This is a genomic window from Paenarthrobacter sp. Y-19 (genome assembly GCF_029223985.1).
In the GTDB taxonomy this organism is placed as follows: Bacteria; Actinomycetota; Actinomycetes; order Actinomycetales; family Micrococcaceae; genus Arthrobacter; species Arthrobacter nicotinovorans.
Map to the genome: position 1 here is coordinate 195087 of NZ_CP119414.1, position 18096 is coordinate 213182.

An 18096-nucleotide genomic window follows, 5' to 3' on the forward strand; every position below is an offset into this window, starting at 1 on the left:
GTTAGGCCGCTTGTAGCAGCTGGTTTAGCCGGTTGGCTGGGGTCTCGAGGTTCAGTGTTGGTCTGGGGCGGCGGTTGAGTTTCGCTGCGACCAGGCGGATGTCCTCGGGGGTGTGCACTGAAAGGTCAGTGCCTTTCTCGAACCAGAACCGCAGGAGCCGGTTGGTGTTTTCGTTGGTGCCGCGCTGCCAGGGCGAGTGCGGGTCGCAGAAGTACATCGTCGTATCGAGAGCGGTCTGGATTTTTGCGTAGTCGGCCAGTTCGGTGCCGCGGTCCCAGGTGATCGACCGGCGCAGGTGATCCGGGAGGGAGGCCATCTCCCGGATCATCGCGGCGGCAACGGTTTCCGCGGTGTGGTCCCCTGGCAGGTGCAGCAGGATCGTGAACCGGGTTGAGCGTTCCACCAAGGTTCCGATCGCTGTCCCGTTGGCGCCGATGATGAGGTCACCTTCCCAATGCCCGGGCACTGCCCGGTCCTGGACCTCGGCGGGACGTTGGCTGATCTTGAAGGCCTCTTTATAGGGGCTGTTGGCGCGCCGGTCAGTGCCGTGGGGGATGCGTTGTTTGCGTTTCAGGCTGAGCTTTTCGGCCAGGTCCGCCCGCAGGTTCCCGCGGGTTTGGACGTAAAGGGCCTGGTAGATCGTCTCGTGGCTCACCTGCATAGTCTGATCGTCACCGAAGTAATACGCCAACATCGAGGAGATCAGCTTCGGACTCCACCCGTCATCCATCCAGACGCCGATCAGCCGGCACAAACCCTCGTCCTTGGCCAGCCTGAAGGGTTTGGGACGGCGCCTGTCCTGATGCGCTTTGGCGTGAGCGACCGAGGCGTAGTACTTCCCGTCCGCGCTCGTGTGGCGTTTGACCTCCCGCCAAACTACGGACTTATCCCGCCCGATCAATGCGCCGATCTTCGCGTAACTGAGGCCCATCCGCACACCCATCTGGATCATGCCTCGCTCTTCCAGACCCAACGCACGGCCAGGGCCCCCGACTGAAGGAGCAGGATCGGCAAGACCTCCGGTAGCACCCCGGTTCACGGTCATCATTAGGCCAGACTGAACCCACCAATTGTGCCCGGTAGCGTGCACCGCCCCGACACGCCGGGCAGCAGTACGAACAGGCATCCCCGCACACACCAAATCAAGAAACTCAGTACGCGCAGCCTTGGGGAACAACTTGACCATAAAACGCTCCATCAATCAGAGCGTTGCAACGACCCTATGACTTTGCCGCACTCGGATTGTCATTAACTGCCAACTTGGCGCACGGCCGACCCGGAGCCTTTTCGGGCCCGCGGGCGTAAAATTGGCTCACTGAACGGCACGCACCAGCCCTGCCGCTTTTTCGCTCTCCGGTAAGAAGGGAGGTGGAAAACATGGGACGCAGAATGGAAGGCTTCGTCCACGTGACCGAGCGGCTGCAGTCCGTTTTTGGACCGGCAACCCACGGCGATACGGACAGCCCCGTGGTGCATAAGCATGATGATTTCGAATCCGCTTCCGAGGAAGATTTGAAGCACTTCGATATCGAGACTGACTCCGAGGGTCACCACTACGCAGTCCGCAACGACGATCCCGGCCCCACCACCACTGACTATGCCCTGTAGGACTATGCCCTGTAGCGGGGCGTGAGATGCCGAAGGGCCGGACCGCGAACTCCGGCCCTTCCTTGCGTGCCGGCAAACGCGCCACCTTGACCCCGGTTTGGTGGCCGTGCCACTGTTGAGCAACTAGTCAGCATGCTTATTATGCAATTGCACGGTAGGTGCTGGCGTACTAAGGGGGCCGTCAATGAGTTTCCATGAAGATGCAGCAGGAGTTCCGGGCGGTTCGGCACGCCCGGACCGGGCCGGTTCCGGGCACCACGAGCGGGTGATCCCACCGCCCGCGCCAGGCCACGCCCGGCCCACCCGCACCGCAGCCCTGTGGGTAGCGGTGGCAGTCGGCCTGGTGGTCCTGGTGATGCTGATTGTGTTCTTCGTCCAAAACCAGGACATGATCACCGTCCGGTTCTTCGGGCTGGAGGGGACACTCGCCCTGGGCACCACGCTCTTCATCGCAGCGGTGGGTGGCGGAGTGCTGGTTGCCCTCGCCGGGGGAGCGCGCATCCTTCAACTCCGAATGGGCAATCATCGGCGCAAGAAGGTCGTGGGCGGTCCGGGAACGGCACCCTAGATTCATACGGCGCCCAGGTTTAACTGCGGAAGGACCGGAGCGCATGCTCCGGTCCTTCCGCAATTTAATCCCGACGCCGGCACTCCCTGACGACGTTCAGTCCGCCGGGGTGTTGGGGTCGTCTTAGCCTTCGCAGTCAGTGCAGTAGGCAACGCCATCTTTTTCGCGCGCAATTTGCGAGCGGTGGCGGACCAGGAAACAAGAGTTGCAAGTGAACTCGTCGTTTGCCTGCGGGATGACCTGGATGACCAGTTCCTCGGCGACGATTTCGCCACCGGGGCCATTGGCGTCAAGGCCGTCGGTTTCGTCCAGTTCCAGCACGACGCTCTTGGCCGTGGGGGCGCTGGCAGATTGAAGAGCCTGGAGCGACTGCTCCTGGTTCTCTTTTACATCGGTACGGAGTTCGTCGTAATCGGCTGCCACTTTTTAATGCCTCTTCGTGTTAGGGGGTTACCGGGTATGCAACGTACAGCATGCCATGAAAATTCCATACCATACCCCAGTTCTACAGCTTGTGGCGAAAACCACGTGCGTGGCGGTCAAAAAAAGGCTGCCACGCACGGAGATCCTACTCCTGTATTACCGGAGTTCTATGTCAAGGAACTGGAATTCGTCAGCTGCATGGCGACCCACCAGCAGGCGGAACGTGCCATGCTCAAACTGCCAGCCGCCGTCGTAATGCGCAAATGCCTTGGCGGGGATCCGGACTTCCACGCTCTCGGTGCCGGCTGGAGCGAGGTGCGTTCCGGCGTAACCGGCCAACCAGCGGACCGGGCGCTCAACCGCGGAGGCCGGTCGGTCCAGGTAAACCTGCACCACTTCGCGGCCTGTACGCGAGCCCGTGTTCCTGACGGGCACGTGGACCACAACATCGCTCCCCGCCGTGACCACCTGCGGTGCGTGGGCGGTCCCGAGCTCGAACGTCGTGTATCCGAGGCCGTAGCCGAACGGGATGGCCGGCTTGGCTCCGCCTTCGGCTTCCTGCTTCAGCCATGCGCGGTAGCCGACGTGGATTCCCTCGGAGTAGACCACCTTGCCGTCAACGGGCGTGGTGCTCAGGACGGGGACGTCCTCCAGCGCGGCCGGCCAGGTTGTGGGAAGGCGGCCGCCGGGCTCTTCCTTGCCCAACAGGATGTCGGCGATCGCGCTGCCGAATTCCTGGCCTCCGAACCAGCCCAACAGGACCGCATCCACCGTGTCGAGCCAAGGCATCACCACCGGTGAGCCGGAGTTCACCACCACCACTGTCCGCGGGTTGGCTGCTGCTACCGCCTCCACCAGCTGGTTCTGATAGCCGGGGAGGTTAAGGTCCTTCCGGTCGAAGCCCTCCGATTCGATCGTTGCGTTGGTACCCACCACGACGACGGCGACATCGGCCGCCTTGGCGGCCTCCACTGCCGCGTCGATCTCGGCCTGTGGATCAGCTACCACCGTTTCCTCGCCCAGGAGAATCGCGGTGAACGGAATGACCTGCTGCTTGGGCAGTTGGTATTCGGCCTCGATCCGCATGGTCTGCCCGGCAGCGGCTTCGATTGGGTGGGTTGTCTTGGGCGGATCGAACAGCGCGGCGCCGAGGACTTCCGTGTCGTCCTCAAGTTCACTGTTGAATACCTCTGTTCCGTCCAGGGCGAAACGGATCCGGCCCACAGTACCGACGCCCAGGTGGTGCACGCCCGCTGTTTCGGCAGTCCAGGCCGTTTCCATCCGGATGGAGGCGGCACAGTCGGGAATCCCCACGCCGAACCAGATCAGGTGGGACGCCAGGCGGTCTTCGCCCGAGATCTCCGAGCCGTCCTCCGCGAGGAACGTCACCCGGATTCCCGGAACGCCGGACACCGGGTTGTGCAGGCTCGTGCGGGGGAACGCCTGGATTCCCTCGGCCACCTTGGCGCCGCGCGCATAGGTGACTTTGACGTCGTCGGGCAATGCTTTCCGGAGGCCTTCGAGCGGGGACACGGTGTACTTGGGCATGACGGTGGCGCTGCCGCCGCCCTGCGTGCGGGCCTCGTCGGCGTTGTGGCCGATCACCGCGACGCTGCTGAGCGCCTTGGCATCCAGCGGCAGGAGGCCCTTGTTGCGGACCAGGACGGCCCCGCGGACCGCAACTTCACGCGCGACGGCGGCCCCGTCAAGCTGCGTCGGAAGCTGGGTCACCGCAGGTTCGAAACCCTCCAATGAGCCCACGCGGGCTGCCAGGCGAAGGATGCGGGTGACCTTTTCAAGGATGGCGTCACGGCTGACCCGGCCATCATGGACGGCGGCGAGTAGCTTGGGGCCCCAGTGGCCCACCGGGCCAGGCATTTCGAGGTCCTGGTGCGCGTTGGCGGCGTCGATTGAGCGGACGCCCGTCCAGTCGGAAACCACTACGCCGTCGAAGCCCCATTCGGTGGACAGCGGCGTTTCGAGGAGCTTGTTCTCACTGGCAGTGGTCCCGTTGATGGAGTTGTAGGAGCTCATGACCAGCCAGGCGCGGGCCTCGGTGATGGCGTCTTCGAACGCCGCAAGGTAGAGCTCGCGCAAGGGCCGCTCGTCCACCACGGAGTCCGCCGTGAAGCGCTCGGTTTCAGCTTCGTTGGCGAGGTAGTGCTTGGGCGTTGCACCGACACCCATGGACTGCACTCCGGCGACGTACCCGGCTGCCATGGTTGCCGTGAGCCGCGGGTCTTCGCTCATGCATTCGAAGTGCCGGCCGCCCAGCGGGGAGCGGTGCAGGTTGATGGTGGGACCGAGGACGGCGTGGACGCCCTTGCGCCGCGCTTCCTGGCCCAGGATCTGGCCGTAGCGGTGGGCGGTTTCGACACTCCACGTAGCCGACAACGCCGAGGAGGGCGGAAGGGAAACGGAATCGTGGCGCTCGTCGAAGTCTTCGCCACGGACTCCGGCTGGGCCATCCGACAGCACCACGCGCGCCAGGCCGATCTCCGGGATGGCGTGCGTGGACCAAACGTCCGCCCCTGTCAGAAGCCGGATCTGCTGCTCAAGGCTGAGGCTTCGGGCGAGTTCGCGGATCTTCGTGTCGGCGTCCTGGCCTTCGGCGGGCGGGACGGTGACGGCGGCCGAGAGTGTCGGGTTCATTTCATGACTCCTTCGTGGCCCATCGTTGGGCATCTTTGTTGAGTCTAATCGTCAAAATCTAGTATGACTAGGTTTTCGTTTGCTCATCTACACTGAACGAATGTCATCGTCGAAGGCCCGGGGCCAGTACGCAAAGGGTGCGGAACGCCGAGAACAGATCATCCAGACGGCCACGGACGTCTTCGCTACGGAAGGCTTCGAAGGAACAGCGCTCAAGCGGGTCGCCGAGCTTGTGGGGGTCAAGGAAGCCACGCTTTTCCACTACTTCAAGGGAAAGCAGGAGCTCCTTACAGCGGTCCTCACGGAACGGGACAAGCGCTCTCTGGCGGCAACGGGGCAGAGTGACATCGGGCTGAACCACATGCCCGCCATCGCCGAACGGAATCGGAGCGAGCCCGGGCTGACCACGCTCTACGCGGTCGCATCGGCTACGGCGAACGACCCCGGGCACGACTCCCACGCGTACTTCCAGGAACGCTATTCGGTGATCGTGCGCGACGTCAGCGCGGACATTGCCCGCCGCCAGGAAGCAGGAGAAATCCGGACGGATGTTGCAGCGATCCCTCTGGCACGGCTGGTCGTAGCTGCCTTTGACGGCCTTCAATTGCAGTGGCTGTACGACAAAGATGTGGACATGGCCGAGGGGTTACGGCAATTGACGAACATCCTGCTGGCTCCTGGCGCTGCGGCCCCTGCCGGCGGCGCGGAGGACGACGACGGTGCAGCCGACGCCGGGGATTCAGCCGGCGCCGCAGCGCCCGGATTGTGATTATGCTTGGAAGATTCTACGCTGCGTAGAATTAGTGCATCACGAGGAGGGCCCGCCCGGGCGGCCCCTCAACAGGCGGGAGGGACATGACGGCACGCACGGTGCGCTTCGCGCGCGGGTGGGCGGGAGCCGTTGCCGCCACCCTCATCGCTGCTGCCTCGCACGTGCTGTCCGGCGGCAACGCGCCGGGAGCCCCTGTCCTGATCCTGTCCTTGGCTCTTTCCGGGCTTGTGTGCATGGCCCTGGCCGGGAAAGTGCTGTCGCTATGGCGTCTTGCCACGGCCGTGCTGGTAAGCCAAACCGTCTTCCATGGCCTGTACAGCCTTGATCCCGGTGCCCACCACGACGACGGGACCGCGGCCGCAGCAGGGCACGCCGGGCACGGGGCGCACACACTCGCTTCCGTCGCCGCCGGTCCCTCGGACCACTCCTCGCCGTCGATGGTGGTGGGGCACGTCCTCGCAGCCGTCGCCACCATCGCAGTCCTGCGGTACGGCGAGGTCACGGCTGTCCGTTTGCTGGCCGCCCTTGGCCTGCGCCTGATTCCTTTCCTGAGGATCATCCAGCCCTTGGCTGTGAACCCCGGGCCGAACGTCATCCCCTCGGACTGGGCTGTACGCCCGCTGCGCAATCTTGGCGTTCCGTTGCTTGCCATGCGCCATCGAGGACCGCCACGGCGTCCAGCAACGTCCCAGGCGCCCGGCGCCTTCATCACCCTATAAGCCCCGCCACCCCGTGAGGGGAGGCCATCCTTCCACGGACTGCCGGACCTTTTTCACAGGCAGCGGGGCGGGAAGCAGCCATGGCAAGAAAATCCTTGCGTACTTTTTCATGGCGAAACCCAGGACCCGGCGGAGCGTTCCTCCTTACCGTCTTTGCGCTGTGCATCGCCTTCGGGCTCGTCAGCGCGCCGGCGGCGTCCGCCCATGACCAACTGGTTTCGTCCACACCTTCCACCGGCGAGCGGCTGGCCGTGCCGCCGTCGGCCATTGAACTGAAATTCAGTGCACCGTTGCTGGCCATCGGCCACGAAGTCCGCGTCGTAGATGCGGCATCAAAGAACTGGGTCCAGGGCGATTCTGCGCTGGACCGCGGGACCTTGACCCAGCCGCTCGCCCCGGGCATGCCCGACGGGGAGTACCAGGTCAGGTGGCGCGTGGTTTCCAGCGACGGCCACCCCATCAACGGCAGTTACTCCTTCCTGGTGGGGGCCGGCGCCACAGCAGGTGCCATCCCGGCCCCCGGAAACACGGCCACCCCCGGCGTTCCTCCCGGATCAGCCGAACCAGGAGCCACGGCCTCCACGGTCCAGGTACCCGATTGGCTGATTGCTGCAGCCCTCGGGGCGGTCGCGGGCCTCGCCTTGTATTTGGGCTGGGGCTTTTTCAAGCGCCGACGCCGGTCCGGCCCGCGGGGCGGCTAAGCCACCAACCTGCCATCCCACCTGTTCCGGAGCAGATTCAGCCCGGTGCAGCACACCACTTTCACAGAGAGCATCACCATGACAAAAAGAAAAGTCATTCCCGTCGTGTCCATCCTGGCAGCGGCCTCGTTGGCCCTGGTGGGTTGCGGACAAAGCAACACACCAACCACCACAACCCAGTCCGCTTCCCGGTCCTCCCAACCATTGACGGTGAGTGACACGTGGATCAAAGCCGCGGACTCAGGGATGTCGGCCGCGTTCGGGACCATTCGGAACACGAGCGACAAGGATGTGACCATCGTCAGCGCGGCAGCACCGGTGGCCACCATGGTGGAACTGCACGAAACCGTGATGGGACCGGACGGAACCATGAAAATGCAGGCCAAACAGGGCGGATTCGTCATCCCCGCGAAGGGCGAAATCAAACTCGAGCCCGGGGCAAACCACATCATGCTCATGGACCTGACCAAGCCGGTCCAGGCCGGGGACCAAGTCGCCTTCGACCTGAAGACGTCCGACGGCGGCTCGGTCACCTTTACTGCCCAAGCGAAAGACTTCACGGGTGCCAACGAGAACTACACAGCAGGCGAAGGCAGCGGTTCGGCACCCGCTGCGCCAGCCAAGTAGGGCAGCAGCCGTGGGAAGTTCCGAACGGGACAACACCACCCCCAAGCCCGGGGTCGGAGTGCGGCGGCGGCACCTCCTCTTTGGCGGTGCTGCCGCGGGCGTCGGAGCATTGGCCGCCGTGGGCACGCAACTCGCCGGGAAACCGGTCCCACCGCTGCCAAGTGATTCCGGGGACGGGGCAAACGGTGCCAGGACGGTGCCGTTTTACGGTGACAGGCAGGCGGGCGTTGGCACGGCTGCCCAGGCCCACGGTGTTTTCCTTGCTCTCGACCTGAAGGAAGGGACAACGCCTGAGCGGCTCAAGTCGCTCCTGAAACTGCTGAGTGACGATGCCGCGAACTTGACCCAGGGAAAGGCAGCGCTGGCCGATACCGAGGGTGAATTGGCGCTCCGGCCCGCACGCCTGACGGTCACGTTCGGCTTTGGTCCTGGCCTGTTCCGGGTTGCGGGCACCGTGCCGGTCCCGGACGGCGTATCCGGACTTCCGGCCTTCTCCATCGACAAATTGGTACCGGAGTTCTGCGGAGGTGACCTCCTGCTGCAGATATGCGCCGACGACCCCCTTTCGGTTGCGCACGCCCAGCGCATGCTGCTTAAGGACAGCCGCCGTTTCACCACGGTGCGCTGGGTCCAAACAGGGTTCCGGCGCGCCTACGGCACGGAACAGTCCGGAACGACCATGAGGAACCTTTTTGGCCAGGTGGATGGGACATCGAATCCAGTGCCGGGAAGCGCGGAATTTGAGAAGGTTGTCTATGGCGACGGCGGTACCGGGTCATGGGCGCCCCACGGAACATCCCTGGTGATCCGCCGGATCAGCATGGACCTGGACAAATGGGACGAGCTGGACAGGTCCGGACGGGAAGAGTCCGTGGGCCGCAAATTGGCGAACGGCGCTCCGTTGACGGGCACGGCCGAGCACGACGAGCCGGACTTTGCCGCCGTCACGCCCGTCGGGTTTCCGGTCATAGCCGATTTCGCCCATCTGCGGAGGGCTCGCCCGGACGACCCGTCCCAGCGGATTTTCCGGCGGGCCTTCAACTACGACTCCGTTCCCGGGGCCGGGAGCGTGTCGGATTCCGGATTGATTTTCGCGTCCTACCAAGCGGACATCGGACGGCAGTTCGTTCCCATCCAGCGCCGCCTCGACGAGCTGGACCTGCTGAATCTCTGGACCACGCCCGTGGGTTCGGCCGTCTTCGCGATTCCACCGGGATGCGCTCCCGGCGGTTTCGTCGGCGAAGGGCTTTTCGCCTGAAAGAAATGAAGGACCGGAGCACTGGCTCCGGTCCTTCATGTCGTCGTAGCGGCTGGCCTAGCGGCCGGTGCCGCCGTAAACGGTAGCCTCGGCGTCGCCGTCGAGCTCGAACGCATTGTGGATGGCGCGAACGGCGTCATCCAGGGCGTCGGCACTGGTGACAACGGAGATGCGGATTTCCGACGTGGAGATCATGTCGATGTTGATGCCTGCGTCGGAGAGTGCCTTGAAGAAGGTGGCCGAAACGCCGGGGTGGGAACGCATGCCTGCGCCGATGAGGGAGAGCTTGCCTACGTGCTCGTTGTACTCGATGCTCTCGAAGCCGATCTGTCCTTCAGCAGCGCGGAGGGCAGCCAGGGCGTCGGCGCCTTCCACGATGGGCAGGGTGAACGAAATGTCCGTGCGGCCCGTGCCGTGCGTGGACACGTTTTGGACGATCATGTCGATGTTAGAGTGTGCGTCTGCGATCACCTGGAAGATCGCGGCAGCCTTGCCGGGGATGTCGGGGACGCCCACAACGGTGACCTTGGCTTCGGACCGGTCGTGTGCAACGCCGGAGATGATTGGCTGCTCCAAGGCAACTCCCTCTTCAATCGTGAACTTTTCGTCGGCGCCCGGGATGACCCAGGTGCCTTCCTTCTGGCTGAATGACGAACGGACGTGCAGGGGCACACCAAAGCGGCGGGCGTACTCAACGCAACGCAGGTGGAGAATCTTGGCACCGGAGGCGGCCAGTTCCAGCATTTCCTCGCTGGAAATCCGGTCGATCTTCTGGGCCGACGTCACCACGCGGGGGTCGGCCGTGTAGATGCCGTCCACGTCCGTGTAGATCTCGCACACATCGGCTTCGAGGGCTGCGGCCAGGGCGACCGCGGTGGTATCGGAACCGCCGCGACCCAAAGTGGTGATCTCGTTGGTGCTGCGGCTCATGCCCTGGAAGCCCGCGACGATCGCGATGTGTCCCTTGTCCAGGGCGGTGCGGATGCGGTGCGGGTCGACGGCGATAATTCGCGCCTTGCCGTGGATGCCGTCGGTAATCATGCCGGCCTGGGAACCCGTGAAGGACTGCGCCGAGGCACCGAACTTGTTAATGGCCATGGCAAGGAGGGCCATGGAAATCCGCTCGCCGGCGGACAACAGCATGTCCATCTCGCGGGCAGGTGCGGAGTCCGTCACCTGGGCGGCAAGGTCCAGGAGTTCATCGGTGGTATCGCCCATTGCGGAGACAACCACCACGACCTCGTTGCCGGCCTTCTGCGCATCCACGACGCGCTGTGCGACCCGCTTGATGCCATCGGCATCGGCAACCGAGGAGCCGCCGAACTTTTGAACGATCAGCTGCTTGGTAATGGCAGCCTCGTTGGAGAGCTCTTCGATCTTCACTTCGGTAGTGGGCATAGTCATGCGCGCACCCTCACTGCATCAATAGGGTTCGAACGCGGCATGCTGGATTCCAAATTGGAGCACGCCTGCGTAGCTTATTTGCCCAGTTTATCGCCGGGTGGAGTGCTGGCAGGAATTGTGACCATATGGCGGCCACACAAACAGCGGCCGGGGGAGCTCACCACCCGGCAGTGTCCGGAGCGCCCTTGAAAGGACCCACGATGTTCCGCGTAATCCAGCCGCCATAGAAGTTCCCGTCCTGGGGCGTTACCTGCTCGCCGTCCACCTCGCAGGAGTCCATCCGGCCGGGGTAGAGGGCCACCCGGGTCCGCAGTGCTTCGAAACCGCGGCTGGGTTCCGGGTAGGTCCACCCGGCACGGGAAGCCACCATCCCGCCTGCCGCGACATCGAAATACCCGGCCATGCCCTTGTATTCGCAGAAGGTGGCGCCGTCCACGGGGACGAGCACCCCGGGCGCAAAGGCATCGAACGGCAGGTAATAGACGGGCGGATGACTTGTCTCCAGGACCCGCACTGAATCTACAGTGGCGGCAATGACATGGCCGCCAAGCCGCACCACGATTCGCTCCGAACGGGCCTCGACCCTCGGCGGCCGCGGATAGTCCCACACCGATTCCTGTCCAGCTTCCGGTGTGATGCGGTGCGGACGCTTGGAACGGGGGAAACCGGGAATGGGGACCATCTCTCCATGGTGCCACCTTCTCCCCGGAATGGATGTCGGTGCCGGTCCGCCCGGCGTACCATCCACATCATGAGGATTGCGTGTGGCAATGGCCGGCGTCCCTGACCATCCAGGCCGTGATGACGGCTGGAATGAGCCCGAGTACGAGGTCATCGGGGGTGGGCTGGTTGATGACCAGCCCCGTACCGGGCAGTCCGGCCATGGTTCCAATCCACCACGCGACGCCGGCTACAAGAACGCAGCCTTCAAGAACGCCGTCGGAATCGCCTGGCGGGATGCCCGGAAGTCCTTTTCATCGTGGCTGTTTTGGCTCTCGTGCTGTTCAGGGGTGGCCCTCGCCGCAGGAACGGCTGCAGGACTGGTGGCCTGGGCTCTGCGGAATGGTTGGATCGAGAACGCGATGCCCGCGGCCACCTTCGTGATTATGGCGGTATTCCTTGGTTTCCCGGCAGCCGTGCTCGGTGTCGTCTGGGGATTCCGGCACGTCCATGAAAGCGTCCTGGTGATGCTTCTGGCAGGCGCTCTGCGGGGGCTGGCTCTGGCTGTGGTGGCGTTGCCGTTTTTGCTCATGCTGGGCATCAGCAGCGGCGGGCCTCTCGCGCTGGCCGGTGCCGCCGTCGTCGTGGTGGTCCTTGAAGTGGCTGTGTTCGGGCTCATGGGGGCCGGTTCGCGTGCTTGCTTCGCAGCTACCGTCCCGGGCGTCGCCCTGGCCTCCGTGCTGGCGGCCTTTTTCTGCGCAGGAAATGTTGCCCTCACCGTTCTCCTGCTGCCCGGCACCACGGACCTTGCCAGCGCTTCAGTCCCCGTGAATGTGGAGCGCGACGACGCCGGGAGAATCACTGCCTACGAGTGTGTTGGCAGCTTGCACCAGGTGGAAGTGGCGCACACGGACAGGGTGGCATGGTTGGCGGCGTCGCACCCGGCCTTGTTGCTAGCCAGCGTCGGGGCGGAGTTTGTGCCGCCGGACAACGACGTAGCCTGGGTTTTGTCCGGGCTCCAGTTCGCGGCTGACGGGCCTGCGAGGGAAGTCCCGTGTCTCGGCGGGGTCTCCAGCGACGGACTGGCACCCGCGGTGCCGGTGGCTCTCACGGGGTTGTTCCTGCAGGGCCTGCTCGCCGCGGTGGTGCTTGCTGCAGGCCGCTGGCTGGCCTCCCGACGGATGACGACTGATTCGGTTTCCGGCTAGATCTTCCGCCGCACGTATTCGGAGATCACGACGCCCGAGTCGAATGCCGTGGTGCCTGCCTCGTCGAAAGCACGTGGCTGGTAGGTGCCGGGTGCAAAGAGCGGAATCCCGTCGCCAAAGAGCAGCGGGCTGCGTTTGAGCACAAGCCTGTCGATTTCATCGGCCAGCTGTGTGGCCAGCTCTCCGCCACCACAGAGCCAGATCGACCGGCCAGGCTCCGACTTCAACCGTCGCACCACCTCTACGGGGTCCTCGGAGGTCAACGTCAGGTTGGGATGTTCGCCCGGGATGTCAGCCTCGGATTTTGTCCGTGAGAACACCACCTGGCGGAGGTGTTGGTACGGGCTTGTCATGCCTACCGGCAGTCCGACGGCGTACGTGTTCCAACCCATCACTACGGTGTCGAACATGGTTCCGGTGCGCTCGATGCCCATGGCATCGGCAATGACCGTGGGGATGGCATCGGCAAAGCGTTCATTCTGGGCGGCCATATGATCGCCCTCCACGGGAAAAGCGTCGAACTCGCCTCCCGGACCGGCAATGTAGCCGTCCAGGCTGACGGCAACGTAGTAGACAAGTTCTCGCACGGGACCCCAATCACGATTGATGTTGTGGTTGCGAGATTACAACAGGGCGTTGCGTCGGCCTTCGAAGGCGCGTCCCAGCGTGACCTCATCGGCATACTCAAGGTCTCCGCCGACGGGCAAGCCGGACGCCAGCCGCGTCACCGTGATCCCGATGGATTTGAGCATGCGGGCCAGGTAGGTGGCCGTGGCCTCACCTTCCAGGTTGGGGTCCGTGGCGATGATGATTTCCTGGATGGCGCCGTCGTTGAGCCGCGTCAGGAGCTCGCGGATGCGCAGCTGCTCGGGGCCGATGCCTGCAATGGGATTGATGGCGCCGCCCAGCACGTGGTACCGGCCGCGGAAAGAACGTGTCCGTTCCACAGCCAGCACATCCTTGGACTCTTCGACCACACAGATCACCGAAGGATCCCGACGGGGATCACGGCAGATGTTGCATGTTTCCTGCTCGGTGACGTTGAAGCAGACGGAGCAGAACTTCACGCGTTCCTTGACCGTGGTGATAGCCGTGACCAGGCGTTTCATGTCCTCGGGGTCGGCCTCCAGGATGTGGAACGCCAGGCGCTGCGCTGACTTGGGGCCCACGCCGGGAAGCCGGCCGAGCTCGTCAATCAGCTCTTGAACTGCACCTTCGTACACAATGTCCTCGTTTGTTTGAAATCAATGCCGGGATCAGCGGGTTTGCAGGGGAGAACCGTCCAAGGCGCGCTCTTCGATCAGCTTTCCGCCCAGAATACGCTCCACCGCAGCCCTCCCAAAGACCCTCGATTCCTCGATGGTTTCGTCCTCGGGACTGGGAATGTCCTCCGGCGCGGCGGCCGGCGCTGCCTGCGTCCGCACAGGCGCCTGCACACGTCCTGCCTGGGCTTCGGGGCTGTTAGTGAGCCGTTGGTACAGGCTCTGGCGTCCGTTCGGATTGCCCGACGGCGCGTCGTCCTCGAGCGTGGCGACGGAACCGCGTGCTTCCTCAGGTTGGGTCGCCAACGACGGCCACGTGGGGATGCTGCCGGCGGCCGGTGCACCCGAAACGGCCGCGCTGGGCGCCTGAGTTCCAGGCCAGTTCGACGCCGGTGCGACGTCCCAGCTGGAGCTTGGGTTCTCTTCGGCGTTGGTTGGGTGACCGTACGATGCGGCGGGGGCCGGCTCCGGGACCTGTGCCGCGGCCGGCTCATAGTCCGGGGTGTCCGCTGCTGGAGCGACGGTTTCTTCTGCTGCCTGCGGGTTTTTGCCGACGTTGGATTCCGTGCCGACCACCCACGTGCCCGGAGCTTGTTCCACCGCGCGGGACCACGGGTCATCCGAGGAGGCGTGTGCCGTGGTGGCTTGAGGCGCGGCTGTGCGTGTGGGCGCGCTTGCTGGTGCTGGTGCAGGTGCTGGTGCTGGTGCAGGTGTTGGGGCGGCAGAGGAGGCGGAGGCTGCTTGTGGGTAGCTCCGGGGTTCCCCCTGGTGGCCGTACGGTGGCTCCCAATCAGCTGGCGGCTCTTCCTCCAGTGGAGGGGCGTCCTCGTCCAGGGGCGGACCCCAGTCGTCGTCAGGGTAGGAGTACTCTCCGGCGGAGGAGGGAGCGGTCTCGACGACGGCAGACACAGGCACAGGCGCAGCCTGAGCGGGGGCCGGTGGTCGTGTCGGTGTCGGTGTTGTAGCTGGAGCGGGAGCAGAAGCCGGAGTGGGCGTCTGACCGGTTGCCTGAGCCGGCGCCGTAGTGGCAGGAACTGATGCTGCTGCCGGGACGGGGGTCGCCGGTGGCTGGGGCTGCTCTGCAGGAGCCACATCAGCTGCACGGGATGGCGCCGAGGACGCAACTGTGCCCGCGTGAGGGCCGGCCGATGGAACGGTCCCCGAGGCAGGGGTGGCTGGAGCGAGGCCCCACGCCGAGTCGACCGAAGACACCGGAGCCGGTGCCGGGGCAGCCGTTGGCGTTGAAGCAGCCGGACTCTCCCGGCTAGTAGGCGCTTTTGGGTTTGGCTCAGAGCTCGCTGAACTGTTGCCGCCGGCCACTGCGACGATCTGGCAGTCGATGCCGATGGTCTTGTGGATTGCCTGGCGTAGGTTCTCGGAGTGGTCTGCGCGTCCAAAGGCACCAGCAAGGCCGCCGGTGGTGAACGCGAGGGTCAGCACCTGGCCGTCGAACTGGGCAACTTGGGCGTTGGGCTCAACTAGGGCCCACGTGCTGCGCTTGATCTTGGTCAGCGTTTGCAGCACATCGGGCCATGCCCGGCGAAGAGCCTCGACGTCCCCGCTGCCTCCGGCATTCGGAACCGGGGCAGCCGTGGGCTGCGGCGCTGACGCAGGTGCCTGAGATGCGGCCGGGGACGGCTGTGCCTGCGGCACTGCCTGAGAGGGCATCGCCTGAGACGGCGCTGGTTGTGACGGCGCTGGTTGTGACGGCGCTGCCGGGGGCGTTGCTTGTGATGGCTGCGTCTGCGGCGCTGCGGAAGCAGATGCCTGGACAGGCTCAGGCTGCGGGGTTTGTGCCGGGGTCGGAGCAGCCGCAGCACTCGGAGCAGACGGGGCCGCAGCGGCCTGGCCAGCGCGACCGGAAGACGTACGTTCCTCGACGGGCCAATCGTTGGTGGACACCCGCGGTGCTGAGATGGCATCGCGCGGACCAGCTGCGGTGGATGGTTCGGGAACGGCAGGGACTGAAGCCGCAGGGACCTGCTCCACTGCTGCGGGCTCAGTTGCAGGTGCGGGAGAAGCCGTGTGGGCCGGGGCCGACTGTGTAACGGGCGCGGCCGCCGGCGGAACAGCCGAAGCAGCCGCAGCTGTAGGCGCGCCGGCAGCAACAGCCGGTGTTCCGCCGTCGCCCGCGTAGTTCAGGCGACGTTCCACGCGATCGATGCGCGCGGCGATACCACGCTCGGTTTGTTCAGCGCTGGGGAGCAGGATGCGCGCGCACAGCAGCTCAAGGTGGAGCCGGGGCGAGGTTGCGCCCGTCATCTCCGTAAGCGCGGTGTTGGTGACGTCCGCGGCCCGGGACAGCTCAGCCGCGCCCAGGTTGGTTGCCTGGTTGCGCATGCGGGCGATCTGATCGGCGGGAATTCCTCGAAGGATGGCCTGGGCGCTTTCGGGCATCGCCTGCACGATGATGAGGTCGCGGAAGCGCTCCAGCAGGTCCTCGACGAAGCGCCGGGGGTCGTGGCCGGTCTGGATGACGCGGTCCACGGCGCGGAAAACGGTGGCGGCGTCGGCGGCAGCAACGGCGTCGACGATGTCATCCAGCAACGAAGCGTGGGTGTAGCCGAGCAGCGCCACGGCGAGCTCGTAGTCCAGGCCGTTAGGGCCGGCGCCGGCCATGAGCTGATCGAGCACCGAAAGGGTGTCCCGGACAGAACCCCCGCCAGCGCGGATAACGAGTGAGAGCACGCCGGGGGCAACAGGAACGTTCTCCTGCTGGCAGAGCAGCTCAAGGTAGTGCATCAGCGGCTCGGGTGGCACCAACCGGAAGGGGTAGTGGTGCGTGCGGGAGCGGATGGTGCCGATGACCTTGTCCGGCTCCGTGGTGGCGAAGATGAACTTGATGTGTTCCGGCGGCTCCTCCACGATCTTCAGCAGAGCGTTGAAGCCGGCAGACGTGACCATGTGGGCCTCGTCGATGATGAAAATCTTGTAGCGGTCCCGGACGGGGGCGAAGGTGGCGCGCTCACGGAGATCGCGGGCATCGTCCACGCCACCGTGGCTGGCGGCGTCGATCTCGATGACGTCCAGGGAGCCCGAACCGCCGCGGGCAAGTTCGATGCAGCTGGGGCACTTGCCGCAAGGCGTGTCAGTGGGGCCTTCGGCGCAGTTCAGGCAGCGTGCCAGGATGCGCGCGGAGGTGGTCTTGCCACAGCCGCGCGGACCGGAGAAGAGGTAGGCGTGGTTCACACGGTTCTTCCGGAGTGCCGTCATCAGGGGCTCTGTGACGTGTTCCTGCCCGATAACGTCCGCGAAAGAGTCCGGGCGATACCTTCGATACAGGGCAGTTGTAACAGTCACAAGTGAAACCTACCTATAGGGACTGACAGTTAAAGTAAGTGACCCCTCATGCACCCGCCAGAGCCCATCTACCCTTGCTACCTTCCGGTCCTGGGGGAGTTCAACAGGATGACGCCACATGAGGGGCCGTCGATAAGCTTACCCGAACTTGGTTCGGGGTTCGAATCGGTGCGGACGGCTGTGGATAACGCTCGACGGCGGGTGGTTGGGTCACTTTACTGTCGGGGCCGGGTGGTAAACCCGTAGTCAACAACGTCGGTTGGCGGGGAGGTTTGCGACTGTGGGGTGCCATGAGTAACGGCGATTGGTTGGATGTGGCCGATGCGTCCAACGAGATTCACAAGGACGTGCTGGCGGCGGTTCGAGCATTGGTGGCGGTGGGTTGGAGGCTGCGCAGGCAAGGGCACAAATTCTATTTGTATTGTCTGGGAGTCTTTGAATAGCTGGTCCGAGACTGGCTGGCAGGCTGATGTTGTGACTTTGGTCGTGTGTGGCTCTTGTGTCGTATTGCCCTCTGCGTTGCGGAGGTGCGCTTGCCGGGATCTGCCCACCCGTCCACAGATCAACATTGGTCCTGTCCACTGCGATGGCTTGATTAGAAGCTTGCCCATCTCAGAATTGTGGCTCATCCCAGTGCTGCCCCGCAGTGCACCTTGGTCCAACACTCACATCGTCCAAACAAACTGCAGGAGTAACGTATGACGGTCGTCGCGCAAACCAATGACTACGTAGTTGGCATCGACACACACTCCAAAACCCATACGTTGGCAATTATTTCTACGCTCACTGGCGGCGAGACCGCCAACGAAACTTTCCCCTCGACTGCGGCCGGTATGGCTCGAGCAGTGACCTGGATTTCACGTCGAAGCACGAAGGACCCCGGGCGAGTACTTATCTCCATGGAAGGCACTGGGTCCTATGGAGCCAAATTGCG

The 18096-nt window shown here is 64.4% G+C and carries 16 protein-coding genes and 1 other RNA gene; 8 read left to right on the forward strand and 9 right to left on the reverse strand.

What is annotated here, in order from left to right; translation table 11 throughout:
- Position 1: 1 nt before the first annotated feature.
- Positions 2 to 1048: an IS30 family transposase gene (locus PYR64_RS00970; RefSeq protein ID WP_200888294.1), complete on the reverse strand. Its 1047-nt coding sequence runs from the start codon at positions 1046 to 1048 to the stop codon at positions 2 to 4.
- A gap of 329 nt (positions 1049 to 1377) precedes the next feature.
- Here PYR64_RS00970 and PYR64_RS00975 point away from each other — a divergent pair, with 329 nt between their 5' ends.
- On the forward strand, positions 1378 to 1608 hold the full coding sequence (locus PYR64_RS00975; RefSeq protein ID WP_026267218.1) for a hypothetical protein: 231 nt from the start codon (positions 1378 to 1380) through the stop codon (positions 1606 to 1608).
- A gap of 184 nt (positions 1609 to 1792) precedes the next feature.
- A complete protein-coding gene (locus PYR64_RS00980) occupies positions 1793 to 2176 on the forward strand; it encodes a LapA family protein (protein ID WP_039239589.1) in 384 nt (127 codons plus the stop codon).
- Positions 2177 to 2299: 123 nt separating this feature from the next.
- Here the strand turns inward: PYR64_RS00980 and PYR64_RS00985 are convergent, their stop codons facing one another.
- Both PYR64_RS00985 and PYR64_RS00990 read right to left on the reverse strand, forming a co-directional pair.
- Positions 2300 to 2599 carry a DUF4193 domain-containing protein gene (locus PYR64_RS00985; RefSeq protein ID WP_018778105.1) on the reverse strand — a complete coding sequence of 100 codons (300 nt, stop codon included), beginning with the start codon at positions 2597 to 2599 and terminating at the stop codon, positions 2300 to 2302.
- A 156-nt stretch (positions 2600 to 2755) separates the two neighbouring features.
- Positions 2756 to 5251 carry a glycoside hydrolase family 3 C-terminal domain-containing protein gene (locus PYR64_RS00990; RefSeq protein WP_275777810.1) on the reverse strand — a complete coding sequence of 832 codons (2496 nt, stop codon included), beginning with the start codon at positions 5249 to 5251 and terminating at the stop codon, positions 2756 to 2758.
- Between the two features lie 100 nt (positions 5252 to 5351).
- Here PYR64_RS00990 and PYR64_RS00995 point away from each other — a divergent pair, with 100 nt between their 5' ends.
- The 5 genes from PYR64_RS00995 to PYR64_RS01015 all read left to right on the forward strand — a co-directional run bounded on the left by PYR64_RS00995 (position 5352) and on the right by PYR64_RS01015 (position 9328).
- On the forward strand, positions 5352 to 6020 hold the full coding sequence (locus tag PYR64_RS00995; protein WP_275777812.1) for a TetR/AcrR family transcriptional regulator: 669 nt from the start codon (positions 5352 to 5354) through the stop codon (positions 6018 to 6020).
- Between the two features lie 86 nt (positions 6021 to 6106).
- The gene (locus tag PYR64_RS01000) at positions 6107 to 6742 is read left to right on the forward strand and encodes a hypothetical protein (RefSeq protein ID WP_275777814.1); all 636 of its coding nucleotides are present in this window, start codon (positions 6107 to 6109) and stop codon (positions 6740 to 6742) included.
- Between the two features lie 95 nt (positions 6743 to 6837).
- A complete protein-coding gene (locus PYR64_RS01005; RefSeq protein ID WP_275777816.1) occupies positions 6838 to 7443 on the forward strand; it encodes a copper resistance CopC family protein in 606 nt (201 codons plus the stop codon).
- Positions 7444 to 7521: 78 nt separating this feature from the next.
- Positions 7522 to 8070, forward strand: a complete 549-nt coding sequence (locus PYR64_RS01010) for a copper chaperone PCu(A)C (RefSeq protein ID WP_275777818.1) — start codon at positions 7522 to 7524, stop codon at positions 8068 to 8070.
- A gap of 10 nt (positions 8071 to 8080) precedes the next feature.
- Positions 8081 to 9328: a Dyp-type peroxidase gene (locus PYR64_RS01015; RefSeq protein WP_275777820.1), complete on the forward strand. Its 1248-nt coding sequence runs from the start codon at positions 8081 to 8083 to the stop codon at positions 9326 to 9328.
- 57 nt (positions 9329 to 9385) lie between these two features.
- Here the strand turns inward: PYR64_RS01015 and PYR64_RS01020 are convergent, their stop codons facing one another.
- Both PYR64_RS01020 and PYR64_RS01025 read right to left on the reverse strand, forming a co-directional pair.
- Positions 9386 to 10732, reverse strand: coding sequence for an aspartate kinase (locus PYR64_RS01020; RefSeq protein WP_026267216.1), 1347 nt, complete (start codon positions 10730 to 10732; stop codon positions 9386 to 9388).
- Positions 10733 to 10889: 157 nt separating this feature from the next.
- Positions 10890 to 11414 (reverse strand): DUF427 domain-containing protein, encoded by a 525-nt coding sequence (locus PYR64_RS01025; RefSeq protein ID WP_275777822.1) that lies wholly within the window; start codon positions 11412 to 11414, stop codon positions 10890 to 10892.
- A gap of 88 nt (positions 11415 to 11502) precedes the next feature.
- On the opposite strand from PYR64_RS01025, the gene PYR64_RS01030 reads away from it, so the two are divergent.
- Positions 11503 to 12600 carry a hypothetical protein gene (locus tag PYR64_RS01030; protein ID WP_275777824.1) on the forward strand — a complete coding sequence of 366 codons (1098 nt, stop codon included), beginning with the start codon at positions 11503 to 11505 and terminating at the stop codon, positions 12598 to 12600.
- Here PYR64_RS01030 and PYR64_RS01035 read toward each other — a convergent pair.
- From PYR64_RS01035 to ffs, 4 genes are all read right to left on the reverse strand, one after another.
- Positions 12597 to 13187: a dihydrofolate reductase family protein gene (locus tag PYR64_RS01035; RefSeq protein WP_110504907.1), complete on the reverse strand. Its 591-nt coding sequence runs from the start codon at positions 13185 to 13187 to the stop codon at positions 12597 to 12599. The two genes, PYR64_RS01030 and PYR64_RS01035, sit on opposite strands and share 4 nt — an antisense overlap.
- A 36-nt stretch (positions 13188 to 13223) precedes the next feature.
- Complete coding sequence (gene recR, locus PYR64_RS01040; RefSeq protein WP_018778094.1) at positions 13224 to 13823, reverse strand: recombination mediator RecR; 600 nt, start codon at positions 13821 to 13823, stop codon at positions 13224 to 13226.
- Between the two features lie 33 nt (positions 13824 to 13856).
- Positions 13857 to 17162: a DNA polymerase III subunit gamma and tau gene (locus tag PYR64_RS01045; RefSeq protein ID WP_275777827.1), complete on the reverse strand. Its 3306-nt coding sequence runs from the start codon at positions 17160 to 17162 to the stop codon at positions 13857 to 13859.
- Positions 17163 to 17196: 34 nt separating this feature from the next.
- Positions 17197 to 17293: signal recognition particle sRNA small type (gene ffs / locus PYR64_RS01050), an RNA gene on the reverse strand.
- Positions 17294 to 18096: the final 803 nt, after the last annotated feature.